Source organism: Vulgatibacter incomptus (assembly GCF_001263175.1).
Taxonomy (GTDB): domain Bacteria; phylum Myxococcota; class Myxococcia; order Myxococcales; family Vulgatibacteraceae; genus Vulgatibacter; species Vulgatibacter incomptus.
The window spans coordinates 1,503,932-1,520,752 of record NZ_CP012332.1 but is presented as its reverse complement, the minus strand read 5'-3'; the positions used below and the strand labels follow the sequence as shown (position 1 = coordinate 1,520,752).

At 63.6% G+C, this 16,821-nt stretch carries 14 protein-coding genes and 1 pseudogene; 11 read left to right on the top strand and 4 right to left on the bottom strand.

Annotation, left to right across the window (positions count from 1 at the left end):
• Positions 1–1,616: 1,616 nt before the first annotated feature.
• Both AKJ08_RS20865 and AKJ08_RS20860 read left to right on the top strand, forming a co-directional pair.
• On the top strand, positions 1,617–1,925 hold the full coding sequence (locus AKJ08_RS20865; RefSeq protein WP_082342802.1) for an IS66 family transposase: 309 nt from the start codon (positions 1,617–1,619) through the stop codon (positions 1,923–1,925).
• Positions 1,895–2,002 (top strand): annotated as a pseudogene (locus AKJ08_RS20860) (IS66 family transposase zinc-finger binding domain-containing protein); the annotation flags it as partial. The gene AKJ08_RS20865 and the pseudogene AKJ08_RS20860, both read left to right, overlap by 31 nt.
• A 153-nt stretch (positions 2,003–2,155) precedes the next feature.
• Here the strand turns inward: AKJ08_RS20860 and AKJ08_RS20340 are convergent.
• The 3 genes from AKJ08_RS20340 to AKJ08_RS18475 form a co-directional block, all read right to left on the bottom strand.
• Positions 2,156–2,974 carry a hypothetical protein gene (locus AKJ08_RS20340; protein ID WP_240475452.1) on the bottom strand — a complete coding sequence of 273 codons (819 nt, stop codon included), beginning with the start codon at positions 2,972–2,974 and terminating at the stop codon, positions 2,156–2,158.
• 597 nt (positions 2,975–3,571) lie between these two features.
• On the bottom strand, positions 3,572–6,592 hold the full coding sequence (locus tag AKJ08_RS06185) for a hypothetical protein (RefSeq protein WP_050725266.1): 3,021 nt from the start codon (positions 6,590–6,592) through the stop codon (positions 3,572–3,574).
• Between the two features lie 8 nt (positions 6,593–6,600).
• Positions 6,601–8,529, bottom strand: coding sequence for a LamG-like jellyroll fold domain-containing protein (locus AKJ08_RS18475; protein ID WP_169788763.1), 1,929 nt, complete (start codon positions 8,527–8,529; stop codon positions 6,601–6,603).
• A 405-nt stretch (positions 8,530–8,934) separates the two neighbouring features.
• On the opposite strand from AKJ08_RS18475, the gene tnpB reads away from it, so the two are divergent.
• The 4 genes from tnpB to AKJ08_RS20850 all read left to right on the top strand — a co-directional run bounded on the left by tnpB (position 8,935) and on the right by AKJ08_RS20850 (position 9,936).
• Positions 8,935–9,162, top strand: coding sequence for an IS66 family insertion sequence element accessory protein TnpB (gene tnpB / locus AKJ08_RS19165; RefSeq protein WP_157370523.1), 228 nt, complete (start codon positions 8,935–8,937; stop codon positions 9,160–9,162).
• A gap of 74 nt (positions 9,163–9,236) precedes the next feature.
• Positions 9,237–9,362 (top strand): hypothetical protein, encoded by a 126-nt coding sequence (locus tag AKJ08_RS20625; protein ID WP_276202192.1) that lies wholly within the window; start codon positions 9,237–9,239, stop codon positions 9,360–9,362.
• A 103-nt stretch (positions 9,363–9,465) separates the two neighbouring features.
• Entirely contained in the window at positions 9,466–9,756 is a 291-nt protein-coding gene (locus AKJ08_RS20855; protein ID WP_082342796.1) for an IS66 family transposase zinc-finger binding domain-containing protein, read from the top strand.
• Between the two features lie 24 nt (positions 9,757–9,780).
• Positions 9,781–9,936 (top strand): IS66 family transposase, encoded by a 156-nt coding sequence (locus AKJ08_RS20850; protein ID WP_169788760.1) that lies wholly within the window; start codon positions 9,781–9,783, stop codon positions 9,934–9,936.
• Between the two features lie 398 nt (positions 9,937–10,334).
• Here the strand turns inward: AKJ08_RS20850 and AKJ08_RS06180 are convergent, their stop codons facing one another.
• Positions 10,335–12,050: a hypothetical protein gene (locus tag AKJ08_RS06180; RefSeq protein ID WP_157370521.1), complete on the bottom strand. Its 1,716-nt coding sequence runs from the start codon at positions 12,048–12,050 to the stop codon at positions 10,335–10,337.
• A 267-nt stretch (positions 12,051–12,317) separates the two neighbouring features.
• Between AKJ08_RS06180 and AKJ08_RS06175 the strand changes: the two genes are divergently transcribed.
• From AKJ08_RS06175 to AKJ08_RS06160, 5 genes are read left to right on the top strand one after another with little or no spacing between them, the layout of a single operon-like run.
• Entirely contained in the window at positions 12,318–13,379 is a 1,062-nt protein-coding gene (locus AKJ08_RS06175; RefSeq protein WP_050725264.1) for an efflux RND transporter periplasmic adaptor subunit, read from the top strand.
• On the top strand, positions 13,379–13,531 hold the full coding sequence (locus AKJ08_RS20335; protein ID WP_240475451.1) for a hypothetical protein: 153 nt from the start codon (positions 13,379–13,381) through the stop codon (positions 13,529–13,531). Before AKJ08_RS06175 ends, AKJ08_RS20335 begins: the two co-directional genes overlap by 1 nt.
• On the top strand, positions 13,531–14,256 hold the full coding sequence (locus AKJ08_RS06170) for an ABC transporter ATP-binding protein (protein ID WP_050725263.1): 726 nt from the start codon (positions 13,531–13,533) through the stop codon (positions 14,254–14,256). Before AKJ08_RS20335 ends, AKJ08_RS06170 begins: the two co-directional genes overlap by 1 nt.
• A complete protein-coding gene (locus AKJ08_RS06165) occupies positions 14,253–15,482 on the top strand; it encodes an ABC transporter permease (protein ID WP_050725262.1) in 1,230 nt (409 codons plus the stop codon). The genes AKJ08_RS06170 and AKJ08_RS06165 overlap by 4 nt, the downstream gene beginning before the upstream one ends.
• Positions 15,482–16,768, top strand: a complete 1,287-nt coding sequence (locus AKJ08_RS06160; RefSeq protein ID WP_050725261.1) for a TolC family protein — start codon at positions 15,482–15,484, stop codon at positions 16,766–16,768. Before AKJ08_RS06165 ends, AKJ08_RS06160 begins: the two co-directional genes overlap by 1 nt.
• Positions 16,769–16,821 lie beyond the last annotated feature (53 nt).

The window sequence follows — 16,821 nt, the reverse complement described above, 5'->3', positions numbered from 1 at the left end:
AGGCCCCTGGCTGCCCCTGGATCCCCAACCTCGATGCGGCAGTCCTACTGGCACATCCTGAGGCTTCCATCCCAATCCGGAGCGTAGTCTCCCCATGGTCCGCTGCAGGACTTGCCAGATGGGCAATCCCAAAGCTCGCCCAACCAATCGCTTTCACAAACGAAGTGGCACGCTCCAGCGACGCAGGCGAGCATAGTGTCGGACGGCACTGAGGGATCCCAGCAGAGGTCGCGACCGGTCATCCAGTTGGATGAGCAGGCCTGCCCTTCGGTCAGGAGGTTGGCGCAGATCCCCCACTCGTCCCAGAAGAACCCGGAAGCACAGGTTCCTCCGGTCGTGCAGTCCGAATTGGAAGCGCATATCTCCTTGCATGTTCCTTCCTCGGAAGAGAACCCGTAGATGCAGGACAGGAGCGAGTCACAGTCCGAATCGTCCCAGCAAGGCTGATCCAGCCACTCGCCATCGGCGACCCCGCAGCTATTGCCCATGCAGACCAGTCCGTCCGAGCAGGTTCCGCAGTTGGCGACGGTGCGGAGGTCACCGCAGCGATCGGTGGTCTGAAACTTGCCGCAAACGGCGCCGGTCCGGAGGCAGAGCTCGGCGTCGGTTTCAGGCTCGCACGACGTGCCGCACACGTTCGGAACCCGCGCACCGCAGATCTTGTCGTCCGTGCAGCTGCCGCAGTCCACGGTGCGGCGCTCGCCGCAGTTGTCGTTGCCAGCGAACGAACCACAGTTCTTGCCCTCACGTCCACAGAAGCTGGTGTTGCTCTCGGGCTGGCAAGGCTCTCACGCGTTGCCGGAGCCGCAGACTGAGCCGCCCGTACACGTGCCACAACCTGCCGCCCTGGGCTGACCGCAGTTGTCGGTTCCGGTCACGTCGCTACAGGTCTTGCCCAAACGTTCGCAGAAGGCCACGTCGGACTCAGGGTTGCAGCCCGAGTGTTAGGTGTTGTTGTCCCCCGCGGACCATGTCGCCCCCGCAGGTGCCCTAGACTGCAATGCGCTGTTTACCCCAGCTGTCCCGCGCGGTCACCCTGCCCCAGTCCTTGCCCAGGCGAGCGCAGAACTCCCACTCCTCCTCGTCGACACAGAGTGTGTGACAAAGGGTTGTCGCCCCCGCACTCCTCACCGACGCCGCAAGGGCCGCAGGCGGCCGTGCACTGGGTGCCGCAGTTGTCCCTACCCGTCACCTCACACCAGGTCTTTCCGAGGCGGCTGCATTACGTCGCATCGGGCTCGCCCGCATGGGGAACGTCGAAGGAGTCGCGCTGGTCCTCGCAGCCGTTCACCAAGTCACCGTTACAGTTCAAGAAGCCCTGCACACAGGCGCAGGAGCCATCGTTCTGACAGAGCATGTTCGGGCCCCGTCGAACGTGCAAACGAGATCGTCGATGGGATTCCCACCGGACGACGCCACAGCGCGCCCCAGCGTGATCCACGAGCGCCTGCACGCCTTCCGAAGTTGGCCAAATTACCCGCTATGAGCGTTGCAGCCAGGACCAACATCGACAGCGTCGCCCCGCACCTAAAGGAGATGCTCGCCGAAGGCCGCGACGACGACGTCCTCGAGATGGTCGGCCTCCTTTCGCAGATGCACGCCTCTAGAACAACGCGTTGCAGCTGCGGCTGTTAAAGCTCCAGCGACAGCAATTCGGCCGCAAGTCGGCGCGATCCAGCGCCGACCAGCTCGCTCTGCTCCTGGGTCAGTACCCGAAGCCAACGTATGGTACCGCGGCCGATTCTGCCACCGTACCACCGGCGCCTTCCGTCTGCGATGACGGCGAGCGGCCGTGCCCCGACGCCGAGCTGAGGAAGCAGGGGCATGGGTGCCGCCCGATTCCCCCCGAGCTTCCGCGCGAGGTGCGCACCATGAGCCGACCGCGGCCAAACGCGTGTGCGAGCGGTGCGGCAAGGAGAAGGTGAAGCTCGGCGAGGGGTGCAGCCAATCACTTGAGTTCGTCGCGGCGAGCGTCAAGGTGATCCGCGAGGTGAGTCCGAGGCTCGCCTGCCCCGCTGCGGCGATCTCCGGAAATGTCATCGCTGGCTCTTCGCTATCGAGCGGATCGCCGAAGCGGACTAATGATGGGATTCTTGGTTCCATAAGATTGCCAGCCGCGAACTCCGGCTCCAGCCCATACAACGGAAACCAGAGCTCATGGCATAGCCGCTCGAGTGCAGTCCCGTTCAAGCGGAAAGTATGCACCGTCGTAGGCATGAACACAGATTGCGCCAGGAGCATCAACGATCCCTTGAAGCATCGAAGCTCCCACCCGGAACGTGGCATGCTCGGGTATCGTATGATCGACTAGAGCAATCGCCGTTGAAGCTTGAATCTGGCTTGCGTCGATTGCAACGATGAGACCGGCAGGCCAGCTCGTCGAAATTCCAACACCAAGTCCCGATGGATGGGCGACATCGATCGACGTGCCCTGAATCACAAGACGACGATCGAGCTCGCCCGAATCACCAGGATTCGACACGAGCACGCCTGCGCCTTCCCCGACAACGGAGATCCTGGAAGAGACGATTGACGTCCCCGAACCGTGAGCTCGAATTCCACCTCCGTACCCAACTACCTGCACCTCAACATTCCTGGCGTGAAACTTATCGCCCGCGGAGATCCCCTGGACGAACTGCGCGGTCAATTCGATTCGACTATCACGAATGCTGATCGAATTTCCACTCTGGATTCCAATGACACTTCCAATTCCATTCAAACGAAGGTCGCTATGTTCGATTACGGTCCCCGGGTGGGCGGCAACAATACCTGTGATTTCCGACACACCCTCCGCAACAAACTGGCATCTCGAGACCAACGAACTCTCGGGTACAACCAAAAGCTCCAATCGACTGTCCATTTCAGCCGCAGAGAAAACCATCTCGGAGAGTCTGGAACCGCCCGCCATAGGAGTGGCCCAAACAAGCCTACCTGTCGGGCTGGCTCCTTTGGCTGTCACCGAAAAGCGACGCATCGAAATGGCGCCATTCCAAACCTGTACGCCACCCTCAACGACGATTACGCGGGTAGCGTCAGCTCCCGCTCCCTCTATCGTTCCAAACCCGGGAATCGTCACGACTCCGGAGATCTCAAAGGTCCCCTCCGTGAGCCGGATCACGTAAGGAGCCTCAGCCGACGCCCCCAGTACGCCAGAGAACGCGCGAAGGAGCGCTTCGCCGTTCTCTACTGGGGTACCCGACCCTGAGACCACCAAAGTCTTGTCAACTCGTCCATATCGCGCATCGAGCGATCTTGTGTCGACCTCGATCCGCGTCTCGGCTCCTTCATGACGCTCGAGGAGCCCGGCGCCAACCGAAACGCCTCCTGCCCCTTTCGCGCAGGACCAGCTAGCAGTCCCTTCGCTCCACGCTAGAGTTTCCGAGTCTCCGCACCCCTGCGGGAGACGAAACGATTCGGCGACGCTCAGCGTGCCACCCGAATCCACGAGACCCGTGCCCGCATCGCGACCCGATCGACTACAAGCCCCCAGGAAGGACACGATCGCGATACCGGCCAAAAAGAAACGGATGGACACAGAGCCCCCTCCCTTTTGCTTAGTCATTTCGAGCCGCTACTGTCCGTACTCAATCGCAACCAGCACGTTTGAAACATCAAACGATGGAGTATTGCCCAACTGAACTCGAATTGAACCATCCACAGGGATTCCATTCGGCAGACCGGCCCCCTCCGAGAACACCCCCCCAAGGCTCCTCCCGTCCGATAGCACCGCCAGAGTGGCGCCCGCAGAACGACCATCAGCAAACGTCAGCCGCGCAATCGTCGGGGCGACCGCCTCGGTTGAAACCACGTACACGAACAATCGCTTCAATCTCTTTCCAGCCAGCGAGCCCAGCTCACTTTCCGTCAGGACGTACTCAGCCATACGAGGTGGGCGTCTTGCCATGCCTCCCATAGCAAATACGGCCCTCTGCAATTGACCAGTCTCAACAATTGCTTGCGCGCGAAGCAGAGAGAATTCATTTGGCATATCTCGATACTGGAGACCTTCAAACACAAGACTCACATCCTCAATCAAGTCAATACGATAACCCAACGCCGCAAGCTGGGCAGGCATGAAGGAAATCACCCATCTCCGTGCCACCCCATACGACGAAAACACAGAGTTTGAATTCCAATCCGACTCTCCCGGCAAGGACGCGCCTTTCAACTCGATAATTCCGTATTGCAGGCCACCTGGCGGCTCCAAGTTGTCAGTGAAACCAAGAACAATCGGCCGACCGTCGACCTTCCGCTTGATCTTATACCTCGAATCAGGCCTGGTCAGCCATTCTTCTGAAGTTACGATGGGAGGGCTATTTGGAGCGTAGTTGTCCTCCGGATCGAAGATTCTCACGTACGAGACAGGATCTGCACTCAAGGTCACGGGCATTGATCGATAGTTCGTCACGCCGAGCGGCAGGGAGTACCGAACCTTGAGTCTCACGCTCCTAGTCATCATGTGGATTCCAGTCGGAAAAGATCGCTCGAGCTCCTCCAAATCGAGATTCATCTCGAGCTTTCCGTCCGTCATCCCCTGCCTGAATGCCTCCCATGCCAACGCATCCACATGGTCTCGGACGCTAATCTCGAGCTGGTTGGGGTGGAATTCAGGCCTCCTTTGCCCGTAAAACCTTTCCAGGCAGCCGAGCAGGTATTCGAGATTCTGACCATCCTCCACCCAGCTTGTGGAGAACGGGTTACTGACACACTCGCCGCCACGGCCGCGTTCGTCATAGGAAAGGGGCCGGACCCCGGCGTCGAGCATCTTCTCAATGGCCTGCTGGTACAACCAGACGTCGGTCACCGCTCGATCGATCCATCTCTGCGCGAGATCCTTCATTTCCGACGAACGCTTGAGCCACCAGGCAGCAGTCATGTCGCCGTCCTCAAGGCCACCAAGTCGAAGTAGGTCCTCAATCTGAATCGATCTAGCCACAGCCTTCCGCCATGCGGCACCAGCCTGCTCCAAGACCGCCTGTGCCGTTCGGACGGCCGCCTCGCGCTCACGAACGACCTTTTCCGCGGCTTCGATCGTCTTTTTGACCGATGAGTCAAATTTTAGGAAGCCAGTCGCTACTACTTCGACCATCCCGATCCACCCAGTGGTGGTCAGCGCCGATGTGAGGCCAGTCCAACCTTTGTACTCTTTGCCGCCCGCCCACTTACCGAGGGGAGCATAAAACTTCCCCGCCAGATCAAGAACGTAGTCGCGCGCCGCGGTCTTGCGAACTCGCTCCAACTCCCGTTTTGCCTTCTCAAGCTCCTTGCGCGCTCTCTCGAGGTCGTCCTTTTTGGCTCCGAACGCAGGAATGAGCGTTCCCTCCAATTCGGCCAGGGTATCGGTACGCTCTCTACCAAGAGGAGTCAGGATATCTTGATTGTCATGAAAATTCTTTCGATACTCCACGTACAGATTGGTAACTTCGATTGCCTTCCGCAACGAATTCATTGCCCTCAAGTATTGGCTTTCGGCAGAACCAGGAGGAAGGTAATCCGAATTGAACCCGAAGGGAGTTATTCCGTTACGGATTTGGTGGACCAGGGAGACCGCTCGCGAACGAACCGCGATGATCCCAGTGCTCGTCATCCGAACCTCGGGCAGCTCGGCCATTCCATCTCCGACGTTTCGCGAATACGAAGCGCGGAACACCCCCCGAAGGGCTCGGATAGAGTCTTCGACGTTGCCGGCACGGAAAAGTTGCTCGCCCTTTTCGAGGTAGGTGGTTGCAACATCGGTCCAGGCCGTTGTGCTTCTCGCAGGATCGAGATAGGACGAATACGGCCTCGGCAGATTGATCTCGGCCACTGCCTCAGCGAAGTTGCTTTCGGCGGAGGAGCGCTCTTCCATCGCTTCTTCGCGCAAGGCTCCTGCAATTGCGAAAGGGAGATATCCTCCAACTCGCTGCATCTCTTCGCCGAGATTAGTGCCCTCATACCGGATCTTGAGAGGTCTATCGAGGCAGGCCCAGCAACGGATTTGAAGAACAAATCCAGTATACTCGACATCGGCCGGTCTGCTGTTAGCGAGGTGCAGTTGCGCCTGCCGATAGCTATCGACCGCTTTGGCGTACTCACTGTTCCACAGAAAGCGGTCTCCCTCGGCGGCATATCCGATGGCGCGAAGGATTTCCACTCCGGCGAACGTGCGGATCACCTCGAATTCAACACGATCGAACACTGAGTTGACATGTTCAAACCATCGCTCCATGGCCAAGTACTGGTAATCTCCCCTTCTGAAGGTACCTTCGGGGTTTCTCCATGGACTGATGGTCGGGAGATCTTCTCGCCGCCCTCCGGCGTCCACGAATGGATTCCTCCAAACGGAATCCAAATACGCGCTTTCGCCCCCAGCCGTGCCACCTTCGGCCAGCCTGAGAGCATGATACGGGCCGAAGTACTCCCAGAATGTGGTCTCGAACTTGGAGAACCTGGTGCGTGCAGATCGCAACCATTCGTAGAGCTCTGCGGGCGAATCCCAAACTCGGTCCGCCTCTGCGACGATTTCCTGAGCGAGGAGGCTCGTGACCTGCGTCACTGTAGCATGCTCGTGCACATAGAATGAGTTCTTCAGCTGCTCGAAGATCTCGACCAACCGAGGCCTCATCGTGGGGGCTGTTCGGCCTCTGCGGGCTGAACATCTTTGAATACAAGAAACGCGGCGGCCGGATGCTCTTTCATCCCGGAAGTCCACTCAAGGTCGTCCGAGCTCGGACGCAGCATGATCGCCTCCGGGCTCAAAGCACCGGCGAGAAGCGCCCGATGAGTGTTAATTGGATCGACGGGCCGAACTGCCTCGTTCCAGTATCCTGCCCTGAATAGTAGCCCGTCAAAGCCGCCAACGGAGCAATCATCACTCATTCCGAAGAACCAACCCCTACCAACCCTGGCACGAGAATCGAGCTCTCCATTCACATAAACTTCGGCATTCCAACCGTCGAAGACGACTACAACCTCGGCTCGAACACCGTATTCAAACGGGATTGTGCCGACTGTTTCGGTTCCGTCCACGATGAGACGTAGTCTGCCGTCCGCAACCCCGAGGGAGAAGTTGCCTCCCTGCCATAATGGAACTCGAGTAGGTAGACCCGGGATATCGGGGGGCTCGGCCAACGTCAGGTCGATCATCAACGTATGTGCGCCCTCGAGGTTCATCGGACAATAGCGGCGGAATGTCGACCGATTCAACCTGGCGACTCCAGGAAGCGGCTCGTATTTCGAGGGCCCGGGTCCACCAAGGTATCCACCGTGATGGGTCCAGTTGCTAGTGCTCCTTCCGTAATCGACCGGCGCGCCCCAAGGATCGAACTCAAGAAGTGCAATTGGGCCACGCGGTATGCGAATGTGATCCCACATCCGGACCTGTTCGATGTACCCCGAGAACAGGCCCTCTCCCAACAGGTCGGCTCCGATGAGGTACTCGTCAGTTCCGGATGGGAGGCCCACGTTCAAGTCCATTCGGTAGACTCCATCGACGTAGGCTCGGATCCGGTCTATCGTGGCGGTAAAGGTGAGGTGATGCCACTTCCCTCGCTCGAGGACTCGACCGATTGACGCCGTTCCCTGGGATCCAACCTCCATTCGAAGGATTCCGTCTGCCGACCATACTCTCAAGTGGTTGGACCGAATGATCGTGGAAGGGCTGTCATCCAGGGTCATGATCCACATGGAGAGGGTCGAATCGAAGGCGCTTCTCAGGACTCCGTTTTCATCCTCAAGTTTCAGCCAACCCTTTTGGTCGAAATAGAAACTCGTTCCGGCATCCGCATGCCCGGGAGCGTAGGGTAGCTTGCTAGGATTCCAATCACCTTGGACAGTGAGCTGTTGATCGATCTCGGGCAATCGGCCGTCGGCCTTGGGGGTGAGGTCAAGAACCGTGGATGCAGGCGACCCGATTGGCACCCAGACCTTGGCGCTCTGGACGACACCGATGAACGGAGATTCGGGTCCAATGTAGGGATATCCGCCCCGCTCCGATTGGCGGGGCCCGACTGCAATTCGAAATAGCTGGTCTCCCGGAACCGGCCTCGGAGCGTCGAGAGCCTGTGCCGCGACGCCGTTGACGATCACGCTCAGGCTTTCGCCCGAGTGGAAAAGTTGCGCGGTGACCCATTCGCCCGCGCGAATGGGCGCATCCGACCAGCGAACCGTCCACCAGTGTCCGGCCGAGACGATCGCCGCCTCGACCTCGCCCTCGATGATCGATAACGCAAAGTTGTCGCCGCGAACGACGGGGCGGCGTTCATCGACTCTGGATGCAAGAAAGGTTGCTTCGACCGTAAATGAGCGAAGGTCAGAAAGCTCCGTGAATGGCGTATCGAAGCGGACCCCGTCCCTTTCGCCGGAAAAAATGCCTCCGTAACTCCAGCCGGTTCGCTCCGCGCCCTCCGGGTCATCGGGCCTACCGATGATTCGAGCTAGCTCAGTTGGACTCCAGTTCGACCCGACCTGATCTGGCGGCCCCCCACGATGGCCGACCAGCAGGCCGCTCGAATTCCAGCCGATCGACACCTCGGGTTCGCGATCGGACAACGGACTAGACCGCACGGAAGGGTCAACGCCCGAAGCTCGTTTGCGCTGGTCGTGCGTTTCGTTCGCGCACGACGCGAGAAGAACTACCGCCAAGCTAGAGGCAGCACGAAACATCCATTCTCTAACCGAATAGCGCGAATCCATGCTTCCCCCGGGAGAGCAACGGCTGCGGTTACAGCGAGAAATAGATCTGACTGGTCGGCCTGAATGTGCCAGACTTTGGCGCTGTCGTCAAGATGCGTCCCTGGCTTTCGGCCAGCACTCGAGATCGATCGGAAGATCGACGGCTGACCAGCAAGCCAGGGCCATTCAAACCGTTCGACCGCCGCCCGTCGTTCGCCCGACCGGAGGATTCGGAGTCCCGCGTCCAGTCCTGTCTGGACGCAAGATGTAGGGTCCCGCTGAGTGGCCACGTCGTCGCCATCCTCAACCGCGCGGCGATCGCGTGAAGAGCCCCTCTCACGGGATCGCCACGGCTGGCTGCTGATCTACAAGCGGCTTGAGCGCGACGTGTTCCATATGCCGCACGGGCCCGCCGTCGGAACGATGCACGTCGAGATCGAGGCGGCTGAGCTCCCGCTGATGCTCAAAGGCGCGGCGTGCGGCGACGGCCCCGCTGGACGCCACCTGTGAAGGCTCCCACAGCGTTCCCTAGCGTGCTCCACGAACGCCTGCACGCCTCTCGAAGTTGAGCAAAATTGCCCGCTATGAGCAGTGGAGGCAGGACCAACATCGACAGAGTCGCCTCGCACCTAAAGGAGGTGCTCGCCGAAGGCCGCGAAGGCGACGTCTTCGAGATGGTCGTCGGCCTCCTCGCGCAGATGGATGTCTAGAACAACGCGTTGCAGATGCGGCTGATGAAGCTCCTACGCCAGCAGTTCGGCCGCAAGTCCGACCAGCTCTCTCTGCTCCTGGGTCAGCTCGGGGAGCCAGCGTATGGTACTGCGACCGATTCTACCTCTGTACCACCGGCGCCTTCCGTCTGCGATGACGCCAAGCCGGGCCCGACACCGAGCCGAAGAAGCAGGGGCATGGGTCCCCCCGTTTCCTCCCGAGCATCCGCGCGAGGTGCGCACCCATGAGCCGCCCGCGGCCCCACGCGTGTGCGAGCGGTGCGGCAAGGAGAAGGTCAAGCTCGGCGAGAAGTGCAGCGAAACGCTTGAGTTCGTCGCGGCGAGCTTCAAGGTGATCCGTGAGGAGAGTCCGAAGCTCGGCTGCCGCCCTTGAGGCGACGGTATCGCGCTCGCTGACGTGACCGAACAGGTGATTCCCTCTGGGCTTCCGGCGCCAGGCCTCATCGCCCACGCTCTAGTCTCCAAGTTCAAGGACGCGCTACCGCTCAACCGCCTGCGGGGCCCCTACACGCGAAGCGGCATCGATCCCCCGGTGTCGACGTTGAGCGACTGAGTGAAGGCAGGAGCGGACGCGATGCTCGCTCACCGATTCAGGTCGTACGCCCCTTGCGTCGAACCTGTGCAGGGCGACGACACGGGCCTGCGCGTGCTCGATCTGGATCACCCCAACGGCTCGAAGCGCGGCCAAATCCGGCGCCACATTGGCGACGGCCGTGGGCGGAGTTCAGGTACACACCGGACTGGAGCGGGGCCGGGCCACAGACCTTCCTGGCCGGCCGCGACGGCAGGCTGTAAAACATCACGCAAGGACAAACGCAATTAAGCAATACATAGTTTTTGGTTTGGTTCAAAAATGCTCGGGAAGCGATCCCGACGGATCGCCTCCCGAGTCATGCGAGCAGCAGCAGACAGCTCGGTTCGTCTACTGACAGACCCGGAGATCCTGCTCGTTCAACTCGTCAAAGTACCAGCCGCCGCTGCAGGTCTGCCCCGAAGGGCACGGCAACTGCGGATCGGAAGGCCAGCGGTCTTCGTAGTCGCAGGCGTAGTTGCACCTGCCTCCAATGCAGTCGAGGTACCCCCAGCCGGCCCTCCCGAATCAACACAGACGTCGTCCGCGAAGGCCCACGAATCCGCACAGGAGTCGCCCGGTGAACGAAGGCTGCCACAGATTCCCATGCCATTGTCGAGGAAGCCAAGCGCGCATGCCCCCCCGGCCGTGCAGTCGGCATCGGCGGAGCATAGCTGCTTGCAGCTCCCGAAACCCCACGACGAATCGAAGATGACGCATCTCAACTGAGAGGCACAGGGGAGGCCCCAAGCTGGAGCACAAAAGTCACTGAGCCAAGGGCCATCCGGCTCCATGCACGAATTTCCCATGCACACGGCATCACCTGTGCAAGAGCCGCAGTTGACGACAGTGCGAGAATTGCCGCAGCTATCGGTGGCCTGGACCTTGCCGCAGGCCGCACCAGCCTGGAGGCAGAGATCCGCATCGCTCTCGGGGACGCAGCCGGAGCCGGAGCTGCAGACGTTGGGGATCTGGCCGCCACAGCTCTGGCCGCCGGTGCAGGTGCCGCAATCGACGGTGCGGGTCTGGCCGCAGTTGTCGCGGCTCGCGAACGAGCCACAGTTCTTGCTCTGGCGGGAGCAGAAGGTAGCGTCGTCCTCGGGCTGGCAGCAGAGGTTGGACGCACAGAGGAGGCCGTCGTCGCAGCCGCCGCAGTCGATGGAGCGGGGATCGCCGCAGTTGTCACGGCTCGTTAGGGTCCCGCACTGCTTGCCGAGGCGGGTGCACATGGCCTCGTCGTCCTCGGCCTCGCAGACGCCGCAGACGTTGGCGACTTCGGCGCCGCAGGTCTCGCCATCGGGGCAGGTGCCGCAGCTCACGGTGCGCCTATCGCCGCAGTTGTCGGCGTCGGTGACGTTGCCGCAGTTCTTGGCGAGGCGGTCGCAGAAGGCCGCGTTGTCCTCGGCCTCGCACGAGCAGACGTTGTCGTCGCCGCAGATCTGGCCGTCCTGGCAGGTGCCGCAGGCCACGGTACGGGCGTCGCCGCAGTTGTCATCGCCCGTCACGTCGCCGCAGTCCTTGCCCAGGCGGGCGCAGAAGGCCTCGTCGGACTCGGCGTCGCACGTAGTGTGGCAGGTGTTGTCGTCGCCGCAGGTCTGGCCGTCCAGGCAGGTGCCGCAGGTCGTGGTGAAATCGCGGTCACAGTTGTTCTTGGCGGTCACGCTGCCGCAGGTCTTGCCGCGGCGGGCGCAGAATGCCTCTTCCGTCTCCTCGAGGCAGAGCGGGTAGCAGCGGTTGTCGTTGCGGCATTCCTCGCCGTCGGAGCAGGTGCCGCAGGCCGCGGTGCGCTCGGCGCCGCAGTTGTCCACAGCGCTCACCTCGCCGCAGTTCTTGTTCAAGCGAGCGCAGAACGCCGCGTCGGACTCGCCCGTGCAGGCGACCTCGCAGGTGTCGCCCTGGTACTCGCAGCCGTTCGCCGCGTCGCCGTCACAGTTCAAAAAGCCGGGAGCGCAGGCGCACGACCCGTCGCGCTGGCAGACCATGTTCGGGCCGCAGCCATGCGGGCAAACGGGATCAACCTCGATGAGGGGATCCTTGTCCCCACCACATGCCGCCATCGCGAGCCCTACGACGGCAGCGACCACGAGTAAGCGCAAAGACTCGATTCGACATCCCAGACGACACATTTCGACCTCTTCCCCGATCTCCCAGGGCGATGTGCGCGAAGGTAACCCAAGCTCGCAGGTCGACCGACGCGGTCCAACAGTTTGTGTATCGACCAAGCATACAGGCAGTCGCATGGTCGATCAAGGGCCCGCTCGGTTCACAGTTCTTTACATTGCAGAAATCCCCGTCCAAGAGTCGTGGCCCATCCTTGATGCCAGGTTCGGCCGGGGACAGGCCGTGCAGGAGAGGTTCGAAGCGTGAAGAGATCCCGGTTCTGGATCATTGGGGCGGTCGTGGCGGCGGGCGGTGGTGCGGTGTTCCTCGCCGGACAGATGCGCGGCGGGCCCGCCACCAGCTACGAGTCGCTCGCGGTCGATCGAGGCCCGATCGTCTCGCGGATCAGCGCGAGCGGCGCCGTCTCCGCCCGGACGACCGTTCTCGTGGGGAGCCAGGTCTCGGGCCGCCTCTCCGAGATGTTCGTCGACTTCAACAGCGAGGTGAAGAAGGGCCAGCTCCTCGCCCGGATCGATCCGCGCCTCTTCGAGGCCGGGGTCGAGCAGTCCCGGGCGAACCTGATGGCAGCCAGGGCCCAGCTCGCCAGGGCGAGGGCCCAGTCCGATCTGGCGACCCGCGATCTGGAGCGGAAGCGCGTCCTCGCCGAGCGGCGCCTGATCGCCACGGTGGACCTCGACACCTCCGGCTCGCAGGCCGACGTCGCTGCGGCGGAGGTCCAGGCCGCAAGCGGCTCCGTGGCCCAGGCCTCCGCGAACCTCCGCCAGGCCGAGATCAACCTCGCCATGACGGACATCGTCTCCCCCATCGACGGCGTGGTGATTTCCCGCGACGTGGACGTGGGCCAGACCGTGGCCGCCTCGCTCCAGGCCCCCACCCTCTTCACCCTCGCCGCGGATCTACGGCAGATGCAGGTCGACACCGACGTGGCCGAGAGCGACGTCGCCCGGATTGAGTCGGGAAAGACCGCCGAGTTCACGGTGGACGCCTACCCCGGCCGTACATTCCAGGGAACGATCCGCGAGATCCGCAACGCACCCAAGACCACTCAGAACGTCGTCACCTACAACGCCGTGATCGACGTCGACAACCCGGACCTCGCCCTCAAGCCGGGCATGACGGCCAGCGTCTCCTTCGTGCTCGCGTCGAGGGACAACGTCCTGCGCCTGCCCAACGCCGCGCTCCGCTACCGGCCGTCGTCCGGCCCCCCGGGCCCGAAGGGGCCCGCCGTGAAGAAGGGCCCCCTGCGGACGGCGAGCGGATGGTGTGGATCGAAGGCGTCGAGGGCGCCCACCCGGTCCGAGTGATGCTCGGCATCACGGACGGCACCCGCACCGAGGTCGTCTCCGGCGGCTTGAACGAGGGCGATTTCGCAATCGTCGACGAATCGGGCGGCGGCCCCAAGGGCCCCGGCGGTCCGGGTGGCCCGCCGGGCGGCATGCGCATGAGGATGTTCTGATGCCGATCCTCGAGCTCGAAGAGGTTTGCCGGACCTATCGCCTCGACGGCCTCGAGGTGCGCGCGCTCGGCCCGATCTCCCTCTCGGTGAACGAGGAGGAGCTCCTCGCGGTGATGGGCCCCTCCGGCTCCGGCAAGTCGACCCTGATGAACGTGATGGGCTGCCTCGATCGACCCACCAGCGGCCACTACCGCATCGCCGGCGAGGCGACCGCCTCCAAGTCGCGGGCGGAGCTCGCGGAGATCCGCAACCGCCACCTCGGCTTCGTCTTCCAGAGCTTCCAGCTCCTGGCGCGCACCAGCGCCCTCGAGAACGTCGAGCTCCCGCTCATCTACCGCGGCGGGATCTCGTCCAAGGATCGGGTCGCACGGGCGAAGGCCGCGCTGGAGCGCGTGGGACTCGGCAGCCGGCTCCACCACCACCCCAGCCAGCTCTCCGGCGGCCAGCAGCAGCGTGTCGCCATCGCCCGCGCCCTCGTCGGCGATCCGCGCCTGATCCTCGCCGACGAGCCCACCGGCAACCTCGACTCCCGCACGACCGTCGAGATCATGGCCCTCTTCCAGGAGCTCCGCTCCCAGGGGATCACCGTGGTCCTCGTCACCCACGAGCCCGAAGTCGCCGCCTACGCCAGTCGCGTCATCGTCGTCCGCGACGGACACCTCCAGTCCGACGTGCGGCAGGTTCCCGTACCGGCGATCCCCGAAGCACCCGAGGCCTCCGCATGAGCGTCTTCGAGACCATCCGCCTCGCGCTTCGCGCCCTGCTGCGAAACAAGCTGCGCTCTCTGCTCACCATGCTCGGGATCATGATCGGCGTCGCCTCCGTGATCGCCATGACCTCCATCGGCGAGGGGGCGAGGCGGCAGGTCGAGCAGGTCTTCGCCTCCATGGGCACCAACCTCCTGGTGATCCTCCCCGGCCCCTCCATGATGGGCGGCGCGCGCTCCGGCTTCGGCAGCGCCTCCACCCTCACCTGGGCCGACCTCGACGCGATCCGGGTGAGCGTGCCGTCCGTTCGCGCCGTCGCGCCCCAGCTCCGCACGATGGGGCAGCTCGTCAGCGACGAGCAGAACTGGAGCACCCAGGTCACGGGCACCAACGCCGACTACTTCGAGATCCGCTCGTGGGGCATCGAGCGCGGCCGGAACTTCGACCACGCCGACCTGGACGGTGCCGCGCGCGTGGTGATCCTCGGCCGCACCTCCGCCGACAAGCTCTTCGGCCCGGGGATCGATCCGGTGGGCCGCGCCGTGCGCATCCAGAACGTGCCCTTCGAAATCATCGGCCTCCTCGAGTCCAAGGGCCAGTCCGGCGGCGGCCAGGACAACGACGACGCGGCGTTCGTCCCCGTGTCGACCTACCAGACCCGGATCGCCGGAGGCCTCCAGGCCTACGTCAACGGCGCCATCCTCGTCGGCACCTCGTCTCCCGAGGCGACCGTGCGCGCCCAGCGGCAGATCGGCGAGCTCTTGCGGGAGCGCCACCGCATCCCCCACGGCAAGGAGGACGACTTCTCGATCCGCAACCTCACCGAGGCCGCCAGCGCCATGCAGGACACGACGAAGACGATGACCATGCTCCTCGCGAGCATCGCCGCGGTCTCCCTCGTCGTGGGCGGCATCGGGATCATGAACATCATGCTCGTCAGCGTCACCGAGCGGACCCGCGAGATCGGCATCCGCATGGCCGTGGGCGCCACGCCCGGCGACATCCTCGCGCAGTTCCTCGTCGAGTCCGTGGTGCTCTCCGTGGCAGGCGGCCTCATCGGACTCACGATTGGCGCCCTCGCATCCACGCGGATCGCCGCCGTCTTCGGCTGGCCCAGCGTCATCGGCCTCGACGTGGCCACGATCGCCATCGCCTTCTCCGCCGCCGTCGGCGTCGGCTTCGGTCTCTACCCCGCCAGAAAGGCGTCCCGCCTCGACCCCATCGAGGCCTTGAGGTTCGAGTGATGTTTCGTTTTCGGGCAGCGGCTCTCGCTGCCGCGCTCCTCGTCCCCGTGGCGGCCGGAGCGCAAGACGCCGCGCAGGTCCTCACCCTGGACGACGCCGTCCGGATCGCCCTCGAGAACCAGCCCTCGCTGCGCCGGGCGCGGGCCGATACCGACGCGGCCGAGGCCGGTGTCGCCGCCGCCCGCGCGCCGCTCCTGCCTCAGGTGTCCGCGCAGACGGGCTACCAGTTCCAGCAGCGCCCCACCGCCGTGGACGCCACGCCCTTCGTGCGGGCCGGCAGGCACAACTTCAGCGTTGGCGGCACGGTCGATCAGCTCGTCACCGACTTCGGGAAGTCCACCAACCGCCTGCGGGCCTCGGCGGCCCTCGAAGACGCCCAGCGCGAGAGCCAGCGCGACGTCGAGACCTCCGTCGTCGCCAACGTCCGCAACGCCTTCTTCACCGCCCGCGCCCGCAAGTCCCTCGTCGGCGTCGCCACGCGAATCCTCGAGAACCAGCAGCGCCACTTCGAGCAGGTCGACGCCTTCGTCGAGCTCGGCGCTCGCTCGCCCTACGACCTCGCCCAGGCCAGGACCAACGTGGGCTCCGCACGCTCGCAGCTCGCCGCCGCCGAGGGGAACTACCGCGTCGCCCGTGCCCGTCTCGTCCAGGCCATGGGCTTGTCGCAGTCCGCCGAATTCGACGTCGCGGACCAGAGCCTCCCCCCGATCGCCGGAGAGGGCGGCAGCGCCGACGAGCTCCTGCCCGACGCCCTCGCCGCCCGCCCCGACGTGAAGGCCCTCGAGCAGCGGATCCAGGCGCAGGAGTACACCCTTCGGTCCAACCGCGCCGGCTACCTGCCCAGCATCGGGCTCAACGCCGGCGTCTCCGAGATCGGCCCCGGCTTCAACGACCTCTCCACCTCGTGGGTCGCCGGCGCCACCCTCACCTGGCCCATCTTCCAGGGCGGCGCCACCCGCGCTGCCGTCTCCCAGGCCGACGCTGCCCTCGCCGGCCTCGTCGCGGACAAGGACTCCCTGACGCAGCAGGTGCGCTACGAGCTCGAGGAGTCCCTCGCCGGCATCGACTCCTCCCTCGCCGCCAGGGCCTCCGCCGAGGAGACCGTCGAGAGCGCCCGGGAGCAGGTCCGGCTCGCCGAGGGGCGGTACGAGACCGGCGTCGGCAGCCTCCTCGAGCTCTCCGATGCCGAGCTCGCGCTGCAGCAGGCCGAGAGCGCCCTCGTCCAGGCCGAGTACGACCTCTCCTCGGCGAGGGCCCTGCTCCTCGAGAGGCTCGGGCAGCGCTGATCCCCGGCAATCGTTCGAAGGTTCGAACCATGTCGCGCGCAACGGCGTCGCGT